This is a genomic window from Streptomyces sp. Y1, assembly GCF_041053115.1.
Classification (GTDB): domain Bacteria; phylum Actinomycetota; class Actinomycetes; order Streptomycetales; family Streptomycetaceae; genus Kitasatospora; species Kitasatospora rubellomurina.
The window spans coordinates 2,352,095-2,370,263 of the sequence record NZ_CP163445.1 but is presented as its reverse complement, the minus strand read 5'-3'; the positions used below and the strand labels follow the sequence as shown (position 1 = coordinate 2,370,263).

General features: G+C 74.4%; 16 protein-coding genes. 10 read left to right on the top strand and 6 right to left on the bottom strand.

The features are described from left to right. Positions 1 to 21: 21 nt before the first annotated feature. On the bottom strand, positions 22 to 303 hold the full coding sequence (locus AB2U05_RS09915) for an HPr family phosphocarrier protein (protein WP_045698946.1): 282 nt from the start codon (positions 301 to 303) through the stop codon (positions 22 to 24). Between the two features lie 241 nt (positions 304 to 544). On the opposite strand from AB2U05_RS09915, the gene AB2U05_RS09910 reads away from it, so the two are divergent. The 4 genes from AB2U05_RS09910 to AB2U05_RS09895 all read left to right on the top strand — a co-directional run bounded on the left by AB2U05_RS09910 (position 545) and on the right by AB2U05_RS09895 (position 6,105). After that, positions 545 to 3,391: a GNAT family N-acetyltransferase gene (locus AB2U05_RS09910; RefSeq protein ID WP_063773533.1), complete on the top strand. Its 2,847-nt coding sequence runs from the start codon at positions 545 to 547 to the stop codon at positions 3,389 to 3,391. Positions 3,392 to 3,485: 94 nt separating this feature from the next. Further along, positions 3,486 to 4,085, top strand: coding sequence for a DUF5998 family protein (locus tag AB2U05_RS09905; RefSeq protein WP_045698948.1), 600 nt, complete (start codon positions 3,486 to 3,488; stop codon positions 4,083 to 4,085). A gap of 118 nt (positions 4,086 to 4,203) precedes the next feature. Continuing rightward, on the top strand, positions 4,204 to 5,391 hold the full coding sequence (locus AB2U05_RS09900; protein WP_045698950.1) for an alkaline phosphatase family protein: 1,188 nt from the start codon (positions 4,204 to 4,206) through the stop codon (positions 5,389 to 5,391). Positions 5,392 to 5,448: 57 nt separating this feature from the next. Beyond that, a complete protein-coding gene (locus AB2U05_RS09895; protein ID WP_045698952.1) occupies positions 5,449 to 6,105 on the top strand; it encodes a thymidine kinase in 657 nt (218 codons plus the stop codon). Positions 6,106 to 6,116: 11 nt separating this feature from the next. On the opposite strand, the gene AB2U05_RS09890 is transcribed toward AB2U05_RS09895, so the two are convergent. Beyond that, on the bottom strand, positions 6,117 to 6,857 hold the full coding sequence (locus AB2U05_RS09890; RefSeq protein ID WP_369185931.1) for a VOC family protein: 741 nt from the start codon (positions 6,855 to 6,857) through the stop codon (positions 6,117 to 6,119). 209 nt (positions 6,858 to 7,066) lie between these two features. Here AB2U05_RS09890 and AB2U05_RS09885 point away from each other — a divergent pair, with 209 nt between their 5' ends. Next, positions 7,067 to 7,942: a sulfurtransferase gene (locus AB2U05_RS09885; protein WP_369183041.1), complete on the top strand. Its 876-nt coding sequence runs from the start codon at positions 7,067 to 7,069 to the stop codon at positions 7,940 to 7,942. Positions 7,943 to 8,042: 100 nt separating this feature from the next. Here AB2U05_RS09885 and sepH read toward each other — a convergent pair whose 3' ends face one another. Next, complete coding sequence (gene sepH, locus AB2U05_RS09880; RefSeq protein ID WP_369183040.1) at positions 8,043 to 9,125, bottom strand: septation protein SepH; 1,083 nt, start codon at positions 9,123 to 9,125, stop codon at positions 8,043 to 8,045. Positions 9,126 to 9,642: 517 nt separating this feature from the next. Here sepH and AB2U05_RS09875 point away from each other — a divergent pair. After that, the gene (locus AB2U05_RS09875) at positions 9,643 to 10,494 is read left to right on the top strand and encodes a hypothetical protein (protein WP_369183039.1); all 852 of its coding nucleotides are present in this window, start codon (positions 9,643 to 9,645) and stop codon (positions 10,492 to 10,494) included. Here AB2U05_RS09875 and AB2U05_RS09870 read toward each other — a convergent pair whose 3' ends face one another. Together AB2U05_RS09870 and AB2U05_RS09865 are read right to left on the bottom strand one after the other, a co-directional pair. Next, positions 10,495 to 11,817, bottom strand: coding sequence for a D-arabinono-1,4-lactone oxidase (locus AB2U05_RS09870; protein ID WP_045698959.1), 1,323 nt, complete (start codon positions 11,815 to 11,817; stop codon positions 10,495 to 10,497). It abuts the gene before it with no gap. Positions 11,818 to 11,904: 87 nt separating this feature from the next. Next, positions 11,905 to 13,161, bottom strand: coding sequence for an MFS transporter (locus AB2U05_RS09865; protein WP_107073024.1), 1,257 nt, complete (start codon positions 13,159 to 13,161; stop codon positions 11,905 to 11,907). 135 nt (positions 13,162 to 13,296) lie between these two features. Between AB2U05_RS09865 and AB2U05_RS09860 the strand changes: the two genes are divergently transcribed. Together AB2U05_RS09860 and AB2U05_RS09855 are read left to right on the top strand one after the other, a co-directional pair. Next, positions 13,297 to 14,454: a ferrochelatase gene (locus AB2U05_RS09860; RefSeq protein ID WP_045708360.1), complete on the top strand. Its 1,158-nt coding sequence runs from the start codon at positions 13,297 to 13,299 to the stop codon at positions 14,452 to 14,454. 67 nt (positions 14,455 to 14,521) lie between these two features. Further along, positions 14,522 to 15,340, top strand: a complete 819-nt coding sequence (locus AB2U05_RS09855; protein WP_369183038.1) for an inositol monophosphatase family protein — start codon at positions 14,522 to 14,524, stop codon at positions 15,338 to 15,340. 119 nt (positions 15,341 to 15,459) lie between these two features. Here the strand turns inward: AB2U05_RS09855 and AB2U05_RS09850 are convergent, their stop codons facing one another. Beyond that, positions 15,460 to 15,645 carry a hypothetical protein gene (locus AB2U05_RS09850; RefSeq protein ID WP_030057688.1) on the bottom strand — a complete coding sequence of 62 codons (186 nt, stop codon included), beginning with the start codon at positions 15,643 to 15,645 and terminating at the stop codon, positions 15,460 to 15,462. Positions 15,646 to 16,088: 443 nt separating this feature from the next. Between AB2U05_RS09850 and AB2U05_RS09845 the strand changes: the two genes are divergently transcribed. Beyond that, complete coding sequence (locus AB2U05_RS09845) at positions 16,089 to 16,742, top strand: response regulator transcription factor (protein WP_030057689.1); 654 nt, start codon at positions 16,089 to 16,091, stop codon at positions 16,740 to 16,742. A gap of 202 nt (positions 16,743 to 16,944) precedes the next feature. Beyond that, positions 16,945 to 18,129 (top strand): cell wall metabolism sensor histidine kinase WalK, encoded by a 1,185-nt coding sequence (locus AB2U05_RS09840; protein ID WP_244178865.1) that lies wholly within the window; start codon positions 16,945 to 16,947, stop codon positions 18,127 to 18,129. Positions 18,130 to 18,169: the final 40 nt, after the last annotated feature.

The window sequence follows — 18,169 nt, the reverse complement described above, 5'->3', positions numbered from 1 at the left end:
ACCGGGTGCGTGCTGGGGGCCTCAGGCCGCGGCGGGGAGCTCGTCGAGGCCTTCCTGGACGAGCTTGGCGAGGCGGTCGAGGGCGTCGTCGGCGTTCTCGGCGTCGGAGGCGAGGACGACCTCCTCGCCGCCCTGGGCGCCGAGGCCGAGGAGGCCGAGCATCGAGGCGGCGTTGACGGGGTTGCCGCCCGGCTTGGCGATGGTGATCGGCACGCCGGTGGCCGTGACGGCCCGGACGAAGACGGAGGCGGGACGGGCGTGCAGGCCCTCGGCCCAACCGATGGTGACGCGGCGCTCAGCCATGAGACGTGCCTTTCCGGTGAAGCTGGTCACGGCCGTGCTCTGGGGGAGCCGGGGGGAAGCGGCCGTGTTGTCTAGACCAGTGTTGCACGCAGGCGGCCCCCGTGAGCCGCCGCGTTCAGGAGTTGTGATTGTTTCTTTTCGGGGCATAAGGCCCGGTCGCAGGCCCTGTCCACGCCTCGTCCACCCTGCCGCGAGCACGCGTCCGGCGCCATTCGGCTCGCCGCCGGATAACCTGACGATCGTGGACGACTCCGCGGCAGCGACCCCCGACCAGCCGGACTACCCGCAGCACTGGGAAGCCGACATCCTGCTGCGTGACGGCGGTACGGCGCGGATCCGGCCGATCACTCCCGGCGACGCCGAGCGGCTGGTCGAGTTCTACGGCCACGTCTCCGAGCAGTCCAAGTACTTCCGCTTCTTCGCCCCCTACCCCCGGCTCTCCGACAAGGACGTCCGCCGCTTCACCCATCACGACTTCGTGAACCGGGTCGGCCTGGCCGTGGTGATCCGGGACCGCTTCATCGCGACCGTCCGCTACGACCGGATCGACGCCGAGGGCCGCCCGTCCGAGACCGGCACCGACGCCGAGGTGGCCTTCCTCGTCCAGGACGCCCACCAGGGCCGTGGCGTCGCCTCCGCCCTGCTGGAGCACATCGCCGCGGTCGCGCAGGAGCGCGGCATCCGGCGCTTCCAGGCGGAGGTGCTGCCGGAGAACCGCAAGATGGTGAAGGTCTTCACCGACGCCGGCTACACCCAGCACCGCAGCTTCGCGGACGGCGTGGTGCACCTGGAGTTCGACCTCGAACAGACCGAGCGCTCGCTCGCCGTGATGCGCGCCCGCGAGCACCGCGCCGAGGCCCGCTCGGTGCAGCGGCTGCTCACCCCGCGCTCGGTCGCGGTGATCGGGGCCTCGCGCAACCCGCAGACCGTCGGCCGAGCCGTCCTGCGGGACCTGCTGGGCAGCTTCGACACCGAGTTCGAGAGCCGCTACGAGCCCAAGGACGCCCCCCGCGCCGTGTACGCGGTGAACCGCAACGCCCCGCCCGGCACCGAGCTGGACGGCATCCCGGTGCACCGCTCGATTCTGGACATTCCCGGGCCGGTCGACCTGGCCGTGATCACCGTCCCGGAGGGCGCCGTCCCGGCGGCCGTCGCCGAGTGCGGCGCGCACGGCGTCCAGGGCCTGGTGGTGCTGACCGCCGGGTACGCGGAGACCGGTCCGGAGGGCCGGGACCGGCAGCGCGCGCTGGTGCGCCAGGCCCGCGCGGCCGGGATGCGGGTGATCGGCCCGAACGCCTTCGGCCTGATCAACACCGACCCGGACCTCCCGCTGAACGCCTCGCTCGCCCCGCACCTGCCGGAGCGCGGGGGCTTCGGCATCTTCTGCCAGTCCGGCGCGATCGGCGTGGCCCTCCTGGAGGCGGCCCACCGGCGCGGCCTCGGCGTCTCCTCCTTCGCCTCGGTCGGCAACCGGGCGGACGTCTCCGGCAACGACTTCCTGCAGTACTGGGCGGAGGACGAGGCCACCGAGGTGGTGCTGCTGTACCTGGAGTCCTTCGGCAACCCGCGCAAGTTCACCCGGATCGCCCGCCGGCTGGCCGCCGCGAAGCCGGTCGTGGTGGTCAAGGGCGCCCGGCACACCGGCAGCCTGCCGCCCGGGCACGCCGTCCCGGTCACCGCCAGCGGGCTGCGCGACGCGACCGTCGACGCGCTGTTCGAGCAGGCCGGCGTGATCCGGGTGGCGACCATCACCGAGCTGTACGACACCGGCGAGCTGCTGGCCCAGCAGCCGCTGCCGCCCGGGGACCGGGTCGCCGTGGTCGGCAACTCGGACTCGCTGGGCCTGCTCACCTACGACGCCTGCCTGAGCGCCGGCCTGCGCCCCCGCACGCCCGTCGACCTCACCACGGCCGCGACCGGCGAGAACTTCCGGATCGCGCTGGACGTCGCGCTCGCCGACCCCGCCGTGGACGCGGTGATCGCCGTCGCCATCCCGCCGATCGGCACCTCCGCGCACGCCTTCATGGGCGGCCGGCTGACCGGCCCGGACGATCCCGAGATGGGCTCGGACGATCCCGAGATCGCCGCCGCCCTGCTCGAAGCGGGCGTCCGCGCAAGGGAGTTGGGCAAGCCCCTGGTGCTCGCCCACCTGGCGCTGACCGATCTGCCGGTGCGGCTGCGCCCCGGCGGCGTGCCGGCGTTCGCGGCGCCCGAGCGCGCGGTGCGCGCCCTCGCGAACGCCGTGCACTACGCGCAGTGGCGCCGCCGCACCGCCGAGGCGGAGGAGACGGCGCGTGTCCCCGAGCTGGACCGGATCGACGAGCCGGGCGCCCGCGCCCTGGTCGAGGCGGCGCTGAGCACCCGCGCCGCGACCGCCGCCCGCACCCAGCCCGGCGGTGCCCGGATCACCCTGCCGGACGCCGAGGCCCGCGCGCTGCTGGCCCGCTACGGCATCGACGTCTCGCCCACGCTGCCCGCCCCGGACGAGCGGACGGCCGTCGAGGCGGCGGCCGCGCTCGGCTACCCGGTGGCCCTGAAGGCGACCGCCCCGCACCTGCGCCACCGCCCCGACCTGGGCAGCGTCCGACTGGACCTCACCGACGAGGCGGGCCTGCGCCGCGCCCACGGCGAGCTGGACTCGCTGCTCGGCGGAGCGGCGCAGGCCGAGCTGGTGGTGCAGCGGATGGCGCCGCGCGGCGTGGACACCGTGATCGGCGCCACGGTCGACCCGGCGGTCGGTGCGATCCTCTCCTTCGGCCTGGCCGGCGCCCCCGCCGAACTGTTGGGCGACCTCGCGCACCGGCTGGTTCCGGCCACCGACCAGGACGTGGCCGCGCTGGTCCGCGAGGTGCGGGCGGCGCCGCTGCTGTTCGGCTGGCGCGGGGCCGAGGCGGTGGACACCGGCGCCCTGGAGGAGCTGCTGCTGCGGGTGTCGCAGCTGGTGGACGACGTGCCGGAGATCGCCTCGGTGGACCTCGAACCGGTGGTCGTGGCCCCGCACGGACTGGCGATCCTGGGGGCGCGGGTGCGCATCGCGCCGCTGCCCGTGCGCAGCGATCTGGGCCCGCGCGCGATGAGCACGCTGTAACCTTCCTTGGTTGTGCCCCGCTCGCGGGCGCCTGTTGTCCGAAGCTCGGCGCCGTGCCGCCCGCTTCGTCGGCGGACCATGCCAGGATGGAGTTATGGCGAAGACCGGTACCACCACCACTCAGGACCTGCGCTCGGCGATCGAGCGCAGCGGCTACTACCCGGCCCTGGTGTCCGAGGCGGTGGAGTCCTCGGTGGGCCCCGAGCCGATCAGCTCCTACCTGGTGCACCAGGAGACCACCTTCGACGCGAACGAGGTGCGTCGGCACGTGACGGTGCTGGTGCTGACCCCGACCCGTTTCGTGGTGAGCCACACCGACGAGCAGTCGGGCGCCGAGGGCAGCCCGGCGGTGCCGTACGCCACGACGTCGACGGAGAGTGTGCGGCTGGACCGGATCGGTTCGGTCGTGGTGAGCCGGATGGTGGCGAACCCGGAGACGTACACGCCGGGGACGCTGCCGCGCGAGGTCGTGCTGACCATCGGCTGGGGAGCGGTGCAGCGCCTGGACCTGGAGCCGGCCGGCTGCTCGGACCCGAACTGCGAGGCGGACCACGGCTACACCGGTTCGGCGACGGCTGACGACCTCTCACTGCGGGTGAGCGAGGCCGGTGACGGCCCGGAGACGGTGGCCCAGGCGCTGGCCTTCGCCCGGGCGCTGTCCGACGCGACGATCGACAACGGCCCCCGGGCCTGACCACCGCGCCGCCCGATCGGCGCGGCCCGTCGCGGCCCGCCCGGTCGCGGCTCGTCCGATCGCCGCGCTGCCCGGTCGCCGTACCGCCAGAGCTTCCGCCCGCTACGAATCCGGTTCCATGTCCTTCGCTTCCGCCGACGGCTACGACGCCTTCGAGATCCTTGACCCCGCCACGGCCCCCGCGCCCCCCTACGGCAGCGGTTCGCTGTGCGACCTGCTGCCCTCGGTGGCGGCGGGCCTCGGCGTGCCGGGGTTCACCGCGACGCTGCCGATCGCCCCGGCCGACCGGGCGGTGGTGTTCCTGGTGGACGGCCTGGGCTGGGAGCTGCTGCTGCGCCACCCGGAGTACGCGCCGTTCCTGTCCTCGCTGGTCGGCAGTTCGCTGGGCGGCACCGGCCGTCCGCTGACCGCGGGCTTCCCGTCGACCACGGCGACCTCGCTGGCCTCGGTCGGCACCGGCACCCCGCCCGGCCTGCACGGGCTGGCGGGGTACACGGTGGCGGTGCCGGGCGCCGGCTACCTGATGAACCAGCTGCGCTGGCAGCCGCACACCGATCCGCAGGCCTGGCAGCCGTACCCCACGGTGTTCGAGCGCACGCACGAGGCCGGGGTGGCGACCGCGCAGGTGTCCTCCCCGCTGTTCGCGCAGACGCCGCTGACCAGGGTGGCGCTGTCCGGCGGCAGCTTCCTGGGCCGGACCACCGGCGAGGAGCGGATGGACCTGGCGGCCTCCTGGCTGGCCGAGCACGACCGGGCGCTGGTGTACACCTACGTCAGCGAGCTGGACGGCGCCGGCCACCGCTTCGGGGTGGACTCCGACGAGTGGCGGATGACCCTGGACGCGGTGGACCGGCTGGCCCGCCGGCTGGCCGAGCAGCTGCCGCCGCGCTCGGCCATGTACGTGACCGCCGACCACGGCATGATCGACATCGCGCCGGAGGACCGGATCGACTTCGACGAGGACTGGGAGCTCGGCGCCGGCGTGGCCCTGCTGGGCGGCGAGGGCCGGGCCCGGCACGTGTACGCGGTGCCGGGTGCGGCGGCCGACGTGCACACGGTGTGGAGCGAGGTGCTGGGCGACCGGATGTGGGTGGCCACCCGGGACGAGGCGATCGCCGCGGGCTGGTTCGGCCCGGTGGTGGACGAGCGGGTGTACGGGCGGATCGGCGACGTGGTCGCCGCGGCGCGCGACGACATCGCGATCATCGCCTCCCGCAACGAGCCCGGCGAGTCCGCGATGATCGGCCTGCACGGCTCGATGACCCCGGTCGAGCAGTTCGTGCCGCTGCTCGAAGTCCGCGGCTGACCGTGTCCGCGACCCTGCGCCCGAACCCCCTTGATGTGAAAGGCCTTTGCTCCACCCATGGCTGAACTGGTGTTCTTCTCGGGCACGATGGACTGCGGCAAGTCGACGCTGGCGCTGCAGATGGACCACAACCACACGGCGCGCGGCCGGCAGGGGGTCATCCTGACCCGCAACGACCGGGCCGGTGCCGCGACCATCTCCAGCCGGCTGGGCCTGCGGGCGGAGGCGGTCGAGGTGACGGACGACTTCGACTTCCACGCGCACGTGGTGCACCGGCTCTCGGCGGGCGGCCGGGTGGACTACCTGATCTGCGACGAGGCGCAGTTCTTCGCCGCCGAGCAGGTCGACCAGCTGGCCCGGGTGGTGGACGAACTCGACATCGACGTCTACACCTTCGGCATCACCACGGACTTCCGCACCCGGCTGTTCCCCGGTTCGCAGCGGCTCATCGAGCTGGCCGACCGGGTGGAGGTGCTGCAGGTGGAGGCGTTGTGCTGGTGCGGCGCGCGGGCGACCCACAACGCCCGGACGGTCGGCGGGGTGATGGTGGTCGAGGGCGCCCAGGTGGTGATCGGCGACATCTCGGTGAGCGAGGACGAGGTCGGCTACGAGGTGCTGTGCCGCCGCCACCACCGCCGCCGGCTGACCGCCGCGACCGCCCGCGCCTCGGTGCTCTCCCCGGACGTGCTGCCCTTCGAGGACCAGCAGGTCTAGGAGGCAGGCCCTCAGCCGGTCTCCAGGACGGAGAAGTGCCCGCCCTGCGGGTCGGCCAGTCGGGCCGCGCGGCCGCGCGCGGTGCGGTGCGGCTCGACCAGGACGCGGCCGCCTAGCGCGACGGCCTGACGGGCCGTCAGTGCGGCGTCGGAGACGGCGAAGTGGGTGCGCCAGCGCGGCGGGTGGCCGCGCAGGTCGGCGTGGTGCCGCAGGCCCGCCGCCGGGCGGCCGTGGACGAGCAGCGCGGACTCCTCGGCGCCGGGCCGGACGGGCCGGTCGAGCACGGTGGCGTAGAAGGCGGCGGCGCCTTCGGCGTCGGGCGTGAGCAGTTCGGACCAGGCGGGCTCGCCGGGTGTGCTGCCGGCCTCCCGGCCGGGGTGCTCCTCGCCCTGCCAGAGGCCGAAGACGGCGCCGGAGACGTCGGCGGCGATGGCCATCCGCCCGGCGCGCTCGGCCTGGAGGGGCCCCACGGCGACGGTTCCGCCGCATTCCCGGACGAGTTGGGCGGTGCGGTCGGCGTCGTCCACGGCGAAGTAGGTGGTCCACTGCACCGGGAAGCCGGTGGCGGTGGAGACGCCGAGACCGGCGACCGGTTCGCCGTCCAGCTCGGCCCGTACGTAGGCGCCGAGTTGGCCGGGGCCGGGGGTGTACGTCCAGCCGAGCAGGTCGCCGTAGAAGGCGCGGGCGCCGGGCAGGTCGTCGGTCAGCAGGCTGACCCAGCAGGGCGTGCCCTGGGCCAGTCGGAGTTCCACCGCGGGCAATGCGGGCCTCCTCGTGGGTGGTTGGCGCGCGGAAATCCTCGCGCGCGAGGGTGATGCTTCCACCCTGGCGCGCGCCCAACCCTCGGGCCGCGCGGAAAGTCCGGCAAAGAGCGCACAAAGAGCGGCGCGTCGGGTGCGCCCCGCCCGGAAGGGGTCCGGACGGCACGCCCCGGGCCCGGTGCTGCGCGACAATGGCCGGCATGACCACCTTCAACGACGGTTCTCCGCTGATCTCCGCGGCCGAGTTGGCGCGGGCGCTCGGCTCGGCCCGCCCGCCGGTGCTGCTGGACGTGCGCTACCAGCTGGTCGGTGCCGTGCCGGGCGGCCCGACCGCCGCCGAGGAGTACGCCGCCGGGCACCTGCCCGGTGCCCACTTCGTCGAGCTGGACCGGGACCTCGCGGCCCCGCCCGGTGCCCCCGGCCGGGGCGGGCGGCATCCGCTGCCGGATCCGGAGGAGTTCGGCGCGGCGATGCGCCGCTTCGGGGTGAGCGGCGACCGCCCGGTCGTGGTGTACGACGGCGCGGCCTCGATGGCGGCGGCCCGCGCGTGGTGGCTGCTGCGCTGGGCGGGGCACCGGGACGTCCGGGTGCTGGACGGCGGCTTCGCGGCCTGGCGGGCGGCGGGCCTGCCGGTGACGGCCGAGCTGCCGGAGCCGGCCGAGGGCGACTTCAAGCCGGTGCCGGGGCAGCTGCCCACGGTGGACGCGGACGGCGCCGCGGCCTGGGCGCGCGCCGGTCTGCTGCTGGACGCGCGGTCGGGCGAGCGCTACCGGGGCGAGACGGAGCCGGTGGATCCGAAGGCCGGGCACATCCCGGGCGCGGTGTCGGCGCCGACCGCCGAGAACGTGGGCCCGGACGGGCGGTTCCGGCCGGCCGTCGAGCTGGCGGCCCGGTTCCGCGCGCTGGGCGCGGGGGAGCGGGAGACGGCGGTGTACTGCGGTTCGGGCGTGACGGCGGCGCACCAGATCCTGGCGCTGGAGGCGGCGGGCCTGTCCGCCACCCTGTACCCGGGCTCGTGGAGCGAGTGGTCGAGCGACGAGAGCCGCCCGGTGGCGGTGACGGACCAGCCGGGCTGACCCCCGGACCGGTGAACGTCGGGACCGGTGAACGTCGGGACCGGTGAACGGTGAAGGGGCGGGAAGCCGATGGCCTCCCGCCCCTTCACCGTTCGTCCTGCTACTCCTGCTTCTTGCGCCGGCTGCCGAAGACGATCTCGTCCCAGCTGGGCACGGTGGCCCGCCGGCCGGGCCGGACGCCGTCCGCCTCGGCCTGCCGGTCGGTGGTGCCGACCAGTCGCTCGCGGTGCGGGGCGACGGCGCGCGGCATCAGGATGTCGGCGTAGGCCGAGCCCGCGCCGACCGCCGGGGCGGCGGCCGCCGCGGCCGGTTCCTCGTTCTCCTCGGCGACCTCGGCGGGCACCGGTTCGATCGGGGTGGGGCCGCCGACCGCGAGGTCGCCGCGGAAGGCGGGCACGACGTCGAGCAGGCTGGTCAGCGAGTCCCGGGACTCGGCGGTGGCCTCGCGCGACTCGCGGACCTCGCGGGCCGACATGATGCGGTCGGCGGAGGGCCGGTCGATCATCGGGCGGGGCGGCCGGTCCTGGGGGAGCCGGGCGATCCGCGGGATGAACGGGAAGACCGATTCCTCCTCGCGCTCGACGTTCTCGCCGATCAGCGCGCGGGCCTCGTCGTCGTTGGGCTGGACCAGGCGGCGGGGCGGGTCGTACGTCCAGGAGGCGCTGCGGCCCTCGCCGTCGGCACGGTAGGAGAGGATGACCTCCCAGGTGCCGTCGTCGCGCCGCCAGGAGTCCCAGCGTTCGGTGTCCTTCTCGGCGCCGCGCAGCGCGAGCCGCTCGGCGACGGCCTCGCCGAGCTGCGGCCCGGTGGTCTCGCCGTTGCGGCGGATGGCGGTCTTGCGGGCGCGCTCGGCCATGAAGGCGCGCTCGGCGAGGACCGGGCCTTCGAAGCGGCGGACCCGGTCGACCGAGATGCCGGCGGCCTGGGCGACCTCCTCGGCGGAGGCACCGGCTCGTATCCGGGCCTGGATGTCCCGGGGGCGCAGGTGGCTCTCGACCTCGATCTCGATCTGGCCGAGGCGCGGCCGGTCGCCGCGGATGGCGGCGCGCAGCCGCTCGTCGATGGGGAGGGTGTACTCCGTGCTGTCGGCAGCCTTGAGCACCAGCCGTGTCCCGTCGTTGCTGACGGCCACAACCCGCAGTTCGGGCACGGTTACCTCCCGGGTGGTGCCTGCCGACGTCACCTGCGTCGCTGCTCCCGTACTGAGTGTGGCCTGCCCGTTGGCGACTGGCCACAACCTTGCTGAGTTCCCCGGCGTGTCGGGCTCACGCCCGCGCATGCCGCTGTGGCACGGTTGCCTTTTTGCCACGTCATCCGTCGACGTCGCGCCTGGGTGTCCCGGCCGTCCTCGCACACGGAGTGTTCGCGACGATCCGGGACCGGCGTCGCCGTGCGTGCCTGTTCCGTGGCTCTTCGTCAAGCTGCCGGTGTAGGCGCAGTCGACAAGTCGACCCAAGGCTCAGGCCTTACGAACAGTACTCCATTCGTGGCATCCGGAGGGGCGGCTCGCCGCTCAAGTCTCCCGCGATTCACGGGAATCTCAAGAGCGCGCGCCTTCGGTGGCGTACCACCGGCGGATGAACGGTGATCATCTTCACACAATCCGGAGGCGGAGAACCGCATTTTCGCCCCTTGTGTCCTTCTTTGGGCAAGATGGAGTGACTTGTTCGAAGGACAGTCGTACGGACCGAGGGATGTTGATGCCGGAGCGGAGCCACGCCGAGGAGGGCGGCAAGGAGGAGCGCAAGCGGATCGATCTGAGTGTGGCTCAGGTCGCGGCGAGCGCGTTGGCCGCGGTGGTGGGGGCGGTGCTGGCCTCCGAACTCGGGGTGTACGGCACGATCATGGGCGCCGCGGTGGTGAGCGTCGGGGCGACCACCGGCGGTGCGGTGTTCCAGCACCTGTTCCGGCGGACCGGCGAGCAGCTGCGCGACGCGGTGGACCGGGGGCCGAACCAGACCGCGAACGCGCTGCGCCAGGTGCCGGCCGAGCCCGAGGTGCCACCGGCGATCTCGGCGGAGTGGAACGAGCCGCAGGTGGTGCGGGCCCGGCGGCGGTGGACGTGGAAGTCCTACGCCGCGGTGTCCGGCCTGGTGTTCGTGCTGGCGATGGTGCCGATCACGGCGTTCGAACTGGCCACCGGGCAGCCGGTGTCCGCGACGGTGAAGGGCGAGTCCGGGAACGGGACGTCTTTCGGCGGCACGGTGACGCCCAGGTCCTCGACCCCGCAGGACGCCCCGGCCGAGCGGCCGTCCTCCCCCGGGGGCGGCGGGCGCGGCCCGGCGGACGCGCCGTCCGGCGGCGCCTCGGCCCCGGCGAGCCCGCGGCCGGGCCGGGAGCCGAGCGGCACCCCGAACACCGACCCCGGCGGGTCGCCCACGGCGAGCCCGAACCCGAACCCGAACCCGAGCCCGAGCGCGTCGCCGTCCGCCGGCGCCTCCCCGTCCGCGGGCGGCGGGAAGCCCATCGGCGAGGCCACCCCGCAGCCGCCCGTGCCGTCCGGTGCTCCGGCGGACCGGACGGTGGCGCCGACGCCGACCGCCGCGTCCTGACTACTCGCCGAGGACGCGGCGCAGGTGGTCGTTGCCGAAGACGCGCCGCGGGTCGACCTCGTCGCGCAGGGCGGTGAAGTCGGCGAAGTGCGGGTAGACGCCGGCCAGGTACTCGGCGTCGCGGGTGTGCAGCTTGCCCCAGTGCGGGCGGCCCTGGTGGGCGGTCATCAGCTGTTCGACGCCGGTGAAGTAGCCCTGGTCGGCGGTGCCCCGGTAGAGGTGGACGGCGATGTAGGCGGTGTCCCGGCCGGAGGCGGTGGACAGCCACAGGTCGTCGGCGGGGGCGAAGCGCACCTCGACGGGGAAGCTGACCTTCCAGCGGGAGCGTTCGACCAGGGCCTTCAGTTCGCGCAGCACCTCGGCGACGGCGGCGCGCGGGACGGCGTACTCCATCTCCACGAAGCGGACCTTGCGCGGGCTGGTGAACACCTTGTACGCGGTGTCGGTGAAGCTGCGCTCGGACCAGGCGCGGCTGGCCAGCCCGGCGATGGTCGGGATGGAGCCGGGGAAGCGGCGGCCGACCCGGCAGGCGCCCTCCCAGACGGTGTTGGAGAGGAAGTCGTCCTCCAGCCACTCCTTGAACCGGGGCAGCGGGGCGGCCGGGCCCTGGCTGCGGTTGTTGCGCTTGGTGGAGCAGCGGTCGGTGTGCGGGAACCAGTAGAACTCGAAGTGCTCGTTGACGGCGGTGAGGTCGTCGAGGCGCTCCAGCACCTCGTCGAAGGCCATCGGCTGCTCGTGCGCGGTGAGCAGGAAGGCCGGTTCGACGGCGAGGGTGAGCGCGGTGATCACGCCGAGGGCGCCGAGGCCGAGCCGGGCGCCCTGGAAGAGCCGGGGGTGCTCGGTGGGGGAGCACGTCCGGACGGTGCCGTCGGCGAGGACGATCTCCAGGGCACGGATCTGGGCGGCGAGCGAGCCGGAGTCGCGGCCGGTGCCGTGGGTGCCGGTGCTGGTGGCGCCGGCCACGGTCTGGACCTCGATGTCGCCCATGTTGGTGAGGGACAGGCCCTCGGCGGCGAGCAGCCGGTTGAGGCGGTGCAGCGGGAGGCCGGACTCGACGGTGACGGTGCCGGCCGCGCGGTCGATCCCGCGGACGGCGGTGAGCGCGTGGGGCCGCAGCAGCAGGCCGTCGCCGGGGGAGGCGATGGCGGTGAAGGAGTGTCCGGAGCCGGCGGCCTTGACGGTGCGGCCCTGGTCGGCGGCGCGCAGGATCTCCTTGGCGAGCTCCTGCGGGGTGCCGGGGGTGGCCGTCCGGGTGGGGCGGGCGCTCTGGTTGCCGGCCCAGTTGGTCCAGCGGGTGGGGGTCGCGGTGCTGGCCTGGGGCATGGCGCTGCCTCCTCCGTCGTGGGGCGGCGGCACGCCGCCCTACCCATGGGTAGGTGGGCCCACGGGTAGGGCGAGAGATTAGTCAGCTCACCGTTCGGCGTCTACGGGTTGTGCCCCGGGGGCGTCCGCCCCCTGGTCGGTGAGCCCGGCGCGCAGCCGGCCGAGGCCGGCGAGGGCGGCGAGCACGCCGAGGACGCCGGCGGTGAGCGGCACCCAGTAGCCGGCGGCGGCGCCGGAGGCGTCGACCACCCAGCCGGCGGCGGAGGAGCCGACGGCGACGCCGAGGGCGAGCCCGGTGGTGGTCCAGGTCATGCCCTCGGTCAGCTGGGCGGCCGGGACGAGCCGTTCGACCAGCGCCATCGCGCTGATCAGGGTGGGGGATATGGCGATGCCGGCGACCAGCAGCGCGGCGCCGACCGCGACCAGCCCGCCGATGCCGTGCACCGCGTGGGCGACCAGGACCAGCGGCACCATGCTGACCGCCATGAACACCACGCCGCCGAAGAAGCGCACGGCGAGCGAGCCGGTGAGCTTGAGGGTGCCGTAGACGACGCCGGCCAGGCAGGAGCCGAGCGCCCAGAGGGCCAGGACCACGCTGGAGATCGACTTGTGCCCCTGGGCCTCGGCGAAGGCGACGGTGACGACCTCGACCGAGCCGAAGATCGCGCCGGTGGCGACGAAGGTCAGGATCAGCACCTGGAGGCCGCGGTTGAGGATGACCGAGCCGCCCTCGTGCCGGGCGGCCGGGTGGACGGGCGGCTCGGTGGAGCGCTGCCCGGCGAACAGCAGCACGCCGAGGGCGAGGAAGATCCCGGCGAGCAGCACGCCGGCCTCGGGGAAGACGGAGGTGGCCAGGCCGATGGAGAGGATCGGGCCGACGATGAAGCAGACCTCGTCGACGACGGCCTCGAAGGAGTAGGCGGTGTGCAGCCGGTCGGCGTCGTCGCGGTAGAGGTGGGCCCAGCGGGCGCGGACCATGGCACCGGTGCTGGGCATGACGCCCATGCCGGCGGCGAAGACGAACAGCGTCCAGTCCGGGGCGTCCAGTCGGGCGCAGAGCAGCAGGCCGACCACGGAGGCGATGGTGAGCGCCATGGCGGGGACGATGATCCGGGCTTGCCCGTGCCGGTCGACCAGCCGGGAGACCTGCGGTCCGAGGACGGCGGCGGAGACGGCCAGGGTCGCGGAGACCAGGCCGGCGACCCCGTAGGAGCCGCGCAGCTGGGACAGCATGGTGACGATGCCGATCCCGGTCATGGAGATCGGCATCCGGGATATGAAGCCGGTGGAGGAGAACGCCAGGGTGCCGGGGGCGGCGAAGATCCGGCGGTAGCTGGAGAGCACGGGGGAGCTCCGGACGGGGAGGGTAAGGAACGATGCTGGTAAAGACAGCTTACGTACGTTGGCAAACAGTATTTTCCGGACAGCCCGCGCGGTCCCGGCGACGGCGCCCGGCCCCTCAGTGGCAGGATCGGTGCCATGTCCGACGCGCGCAAACCCTCACCGTCCGGCGCCGCTCCCGCTGCGACACGGCCGTACGACGCCCTGCTGCTGCTCTCCTTCGGCGGGCCCGAGGCCCCCGAGGACGTCGTCCCGTTCCTGGAGAACGTCACCCGGGGCCGGGGCATCCCCAAGGAGCGGCTGAAGGAGGTCGGCCGGCACTACTTCCTGTTCGGCGGGGTCAGCCCGATCAACGAGCAGAACCGCGAGCTGCTCGCCGCGCTGCGCAAGGACTTCGCCGAGCACGGGCTGGACCTGCCGGTGTACTGGGGCAACCGGAACTGGGCCCCCTACCTGGTGGACGCCCTGCGGGAGATGGCCGCGGACGGCCACCGCCGGATCGCCGTGCTCGCCACCAGCGCCTACGCCGGCTACTCGGGCTGCCGCCAGTACCGGGAGAACCTGGCCGACGCGCTGGCCGCGCTCGCCGAGGAGGGCGGGCCGGCGCTCACCGTCGACAAGCTGCGGCACTTCTACAACCACCCCGGCTTCGTCGAGCCGATGATCGACGCCACCCTGGCCGCCCTGGACGAGCTGCCCGAGGCCGTCCGCCCCGGCGCCCGGATCGCCTTCACCACCCACTCCATCCCGGAGGCGATGGCCGAGGCCTCCGGCGCCCCGGACGACCCGGCCCGCGGCCGCCCCGGCGGCGCGTACGTCGCCCAGCACCTGGACGTGGCCCGGCTGATCGCCGCGGCCGTCGCCGAGCGCACCGGCGTCGCCGACCGGCCGTGGGAGCTGGTGTACCAGAGCCGCAGCGGCGCCCCGCACATCCCGTGGCTGGAACCCGACATCTGCGACCACCTGGCGGCGCGGCACGCCGAGGGCGCGCCCGCCGTGGTGATGGTCCCGATCGGCTTCGTCTCGGACCACATGGAGGTCAAGTACGACCTCGACACCGAGGCCGTCGCCAAGGCCGCCGAACTCGGCCTGCCGGTGGCCCGCGCCGCCACCGTGGGCGCCGACCCGCGGTTCACCGCCGCGGTGCGCGAGCTCGTCCTGGAGCGGGCCGCCACCGAGCGCGGCGAGCGCGTGACCCGCTGCGCGCTGGGCGCCCTCGGCCCCAGCCACGACGTGTGCGCGGTGGCCTGCTGCCCCAACCCGCGCGCCCCGCGCCCGGCCGTCGCCGAGCGCTGACACCCGCCCCGCCGTACCGCCCGCCGCACCGCACTGCACCGCACCGCCGCACCGGAGGAGAACCCCCGTGACCGCCCCCGCCCAGCCCGACGACCGGCTCCTCGACGACCTGCTGGACATCGCCCTGGACGCGGCCCGGCAGGCCGGCGCCCTGCTGCGCGACGGCCGCCCCGCCGACCTCGGCGTGGCCGGCACCAAGAGCAGCCCGGTCGACGTGGTGACCGAGATGGACCTCGCCTCCGAGAAGCTCGTCCTGGAGCTGATCACCGAGCGCCGCCCCGAGGACGGCTACCTCGGCGAGGAGGGCGCCGAGCGGCCCGGCAGCAGCGGGGTGCGCTGGGTGGTCGACCCGCTCGACGGAACGGTCAACTACCTGTACGGGCTGCCCTCCTGGGCGGTCAGCGTGGCCGCCGAGCTGGACGGCCGGGCGGTCGTCGGCGTGGTCTACGCCCCGGCGCGCGAGGAGCTGTTCCACGCCGTCCTCGGCCGGGGCGCCCGGTTGAACGGCCGGCCGGTCTCCACCCGCCCGGCGCCGCCCTGGGGCCAGGCGCTGATCGGCACCGGCTTCAACTACGTGCAGTCGGTGCGGGTGCGCCAGGCCGAGGTGCTGCTGGCGCTGATGCCCGAGGTGCGGGACGTCCGCCGGGCCGGGGCCGCCGCCGTCGACCTGTGCGACGTCGCCGCCGGGCGGCTGGACGGCTACTACGAGCGAGGCCTCGCCCCCTGGGACCGCGCGGCCGGCTGCCTGATCGCCACCGAGGCCGGTGCCCTGACCGGCGGCCGCCCCGGCCACGGCCCGGACGGCGACCTGACCGTGGCCGCCGCCCCGGGCGTGTACCAGCCGCTGCAGGAGCGGCTGGTCGCGCTGCGCGCCTGGGCGGACTGACCCGCCGCACCCGGGGGGCGTCCGCGGCATGCGAAGAGCCCTGGCATACGGGGGGTGCCAGGGCTTGGGGTTTCGCACGGCCCCCACAGGGCCGCAGGTGCCGGAGGACCGGCGTCGGGTCAGGCGGCGGTGCGGTGGCGCTCCAGCACGGTGTCCACACCGTGCTCGGCGGCCAGCCGGCGGAGGTCGTCCAGCTCGGACTGCTCCACCTCGGCGAGGAACTCGTCCCCGGCCTCGATCGCGCGGTGCAGGTCCTGCTCCGCGTTGGCTATGCGCTGCAGGATTCCGGCCTTGAAGGCGTCCATACGGGCCCCCTTACTGTGTCGGACGTGCACGGTCGTGCGCTCTCCGCCCCGAGGTGGTGGTCCAGCCGGTGAATGCGCCCGGGCCGAAGCGGTGGATCTCCGGTCGGACGCGGAGACGGCGCTCGGCCGCTCCCGGTGACGTCCCAGCCCCAGGGCCGGCGCGGATGAACGCACGGCGGGTGGGTGCGATCGGCTGACGGCCAGATCGCGGGTGTGCAGCTGTCCTCCCCGCCCCCGGGGCCGGGAAACCTCCCGGCGCGAGAAAGTTGCCCGGGTCACAGTCCAAGCGGAACGGTCCCGACACGAACGGTCACCGTCCGGGGCGCACGCTCCGTGCCTGCGAGGCAGCTTATCGCTGCTTTACCGCCGGACCAGGCAGGATGGGGGCACCGTCGGAGCCGCGCGTCCGCTTCCGGGGCCGGCCTGGAGAAGGGACAACGACCGTGCGGGTTCTCGTCGTCGAGGACGAGCAGCTGCTCGCCGAGGCCGTCGCCACCGGCCTGCGGCGCGAGGCGATGGCCGTCGACGTGGTGTACGACGGGGAGGCCGCGCTCCAGCGCATCGCGGTCAACGACTACGACGTGGTCGTCCTGGACCGCGACCTGCCGCTGGTGCACGGCGACGACGTCTGCCGCAAGGTCGTCGAGCAGGGCCTCGCCACCCGGGTGATCATGCTGACCGCCTCCGGCGACATCAGCGACCGGGTCGAGGGCCTGGAGATCGGCGCCGACGACTACCTTCCGAAGCCGTTCGCCTTCAGCGAACTCGTCGCCCGGGTGCGGGCGCTGGGCCGCCGCGCGACCATCCCGCTGCCCCCGGTGCTGGAGCGCGCCGGCATCTCGCTCGACCCCGGCCGGCGCGAGGTGATCCGGGACGGCCGGACCGTCCAGCTCGCCCCCAAGGAGTTCGCCGTCCTGGAGGTGCTGATGCGGGCCGGCGGCGCCGTCGTCTCCGCCGAGCAGTTGCTGGAGAAGGCCTGGGACGAGCACACCGACCCGTTCACCAACGTCGTGCGCGTCACCGTGATGACGCTGCGCCGCAAGCTCGGCGACCCGCCGGTGATCGTCACCGTGCCGGGCTCCGGCTACCGGATCTGACCACGGAGTCCGCCCCCCGGCGCACTCCCCGTCGCAACCCCGCGCCCGCCCCGGCGGACGCCCCGAGAGGATCGTCATGACCACCCCGCCCCCGGCCGGCGGGCCCTCCGGCGCGCCCGCCGGCGGCCCGCGTCCCGTTCCGCCCAAGCCCGTCCTGCCGCCGCGCCAGCCCCGCCAGGACACCTACGCGCCCGGTGACGGGATGCTCGCCTGGCTGCCGTTCCGCCCCACCATCCGGATGCGGCTCACCCTGCTCTACGGTGGGATGTTCCTGATGGCCGGCGTCGTGCTGCTGCTGCTGATGTACTTCTTCGTCCGGCAGGCGCTGCACGACGTGGCGCCGCAGCCGTTCAACTTCGGCGTTCTCAACGCCAACGGCAGCGTGTCGTCGAACCTCCTGGTCAACGGCCAGCCGATGTCCAGCGGACAGCTGAACGACGCGCTCGCCGCCGTCCACGAGGCCCGCTCCACCTCGGCGCTCAACACGCTGCTGCAGAAGTCGCTCACCGTGCTGGTCTGCCTCGCCGTGATCGCCTTCGCGGCCGGCTACGCGCTGGCCGGCCGGGTGCTGCGCCCGCTCGGCCGGATCACCCGCACCGCCCGCGACGTCGCCTCCTCCGACCTGCACCGGCGGATCGAGCTGGACGGCCCGGACGACGAGCTCAAGGAGCTCGCCGACACCTTCGACGGGATGCTGGACCGGCTGGACCGCTCCTTCGACTCCCAGCGCCGCTTCGTCGCCAACGCCTCGCACGAGCTGCGCACACCGCTGGCGATCAACCGCACCCTGCTGGAGGTCCAGCTCTCCGACCCGGCCGCCTCGCCCGACCTCCAGCAGCTCGGCAAGACCCTGCTGGCGACCAACGAGCGCAGCGAGCAGCTGGTCGAGGGCCTGCTGCTGCTCGCCCGCAGCGAGAACGAGCTGACCGACCGCCGTCCGGTGGAGCTGTCCGAGGTGGCCACCCGGGCGCTGGAGCAGACCCGGGGCGAGGCCGACAAGCGCGAGGTCGACCTGCGCTCGAAGCTCGACCCGGCCGTGGTCGGGGGCAACGGCGTGCTGCTGGAGCGGCTCGCGCTGAACCTGCTGCAGAACGCCGTCCGGTACAACACCCCCGGCGGCTGGGTGGAGCTCGCCACCGCCGAGGTGCCCGGCGGCGGCGAGCTGGTGGTCTCCAACACCGGCCCGGTGGTGCCGGGCTACGAGCTGGAGCACATCTTCGAGCCGTTCCGGCGGATCAAGGGCGCCGACCGCACCCGCAGCGACAAGGGGGTCGGGCTCGGCCTGTCCATCGTCCGCTCGGTGGTGCGCGCCCACGGCGGCACCATCGAGGCCACCCCGCGCGCCGGTGGCGGCCTCACCATGCGGGTGCGCATCCCGAAGCCCTGACCACCGCGCCGGTCCCCGCGCACCGGCCTCCACCAGCCAC

Coding starts and splice junctions, on each gene's coding strand:
- AB2U05_RS09915 (WP_045698946.1), bottom strand. CDS start 303: ATGGCTGAGCGCCGCGTCACCATCGGTTGGGCCGAGGGCCTGCACGCC.
- AB2U05_RS09905 (WP_045698948.1), top strand. CDS start 3,486: ATGGCGAAGACCGGTACCACCACCACTCAGGACCTGCGCTCGGCGATC.
- AB2U05_RS09900 (WP_045698950.1), top strand. CDS start 4,204: ATGTCCTTCGCTTCCGCCGACGGCTACGACGCCTTCGAGATCCTTGAC.
- AB2U05_RS09895 (WP_045698952.1), top strand. CDS start 5,449: ATGGCTGAACTGGTGTTCTTCTCGGGCACGATGGACTGCGGCAAGTCG.
- AB2U05_RS09885 (WP_369183041.1), top strand. CDS start 7,067: ATGACCACCTTCAACGACGGTTCTCCGCTGATCTCCGCGGCCGAGTTG.
- AB2U05_RS09875 (WP_369183039.1), top strand. CDS start 9,643: ATGCCGGAGCGGAGCCACGCCGAGGAGGGCGGCAAGGAGGAGCGCAAG.
- AB2U05_RS09870 (WP_045698959.1), bottom strand. CDS start 11,817: ATGCCCCAGGCCAGCACCGCGACCCCCACCCGCTGGACCAACTGGGCC.
- AB2U05_RS09860 (WP_045708360.1), top strand. CDS start 13,297: ATGTCCGACGCGCGCAAACCCTCACCGTCCGGCGCCGCTCCCGCTGCG.
- AB2U05_RS09850 (WP_030057688.1), bottom strand. CDS start 15,645: ATGGACGCCTTCAAGGCCGGAATCCTGCAGCGCATAGCCAACGCGGAG.
- AB2U05_RS09840 (WP_244178865.1), top strand. CDS start 16,945: ATGCTCGCCTGGCTGCCGTTCCGCCCCACCATCCGGATGCGGCTCACC.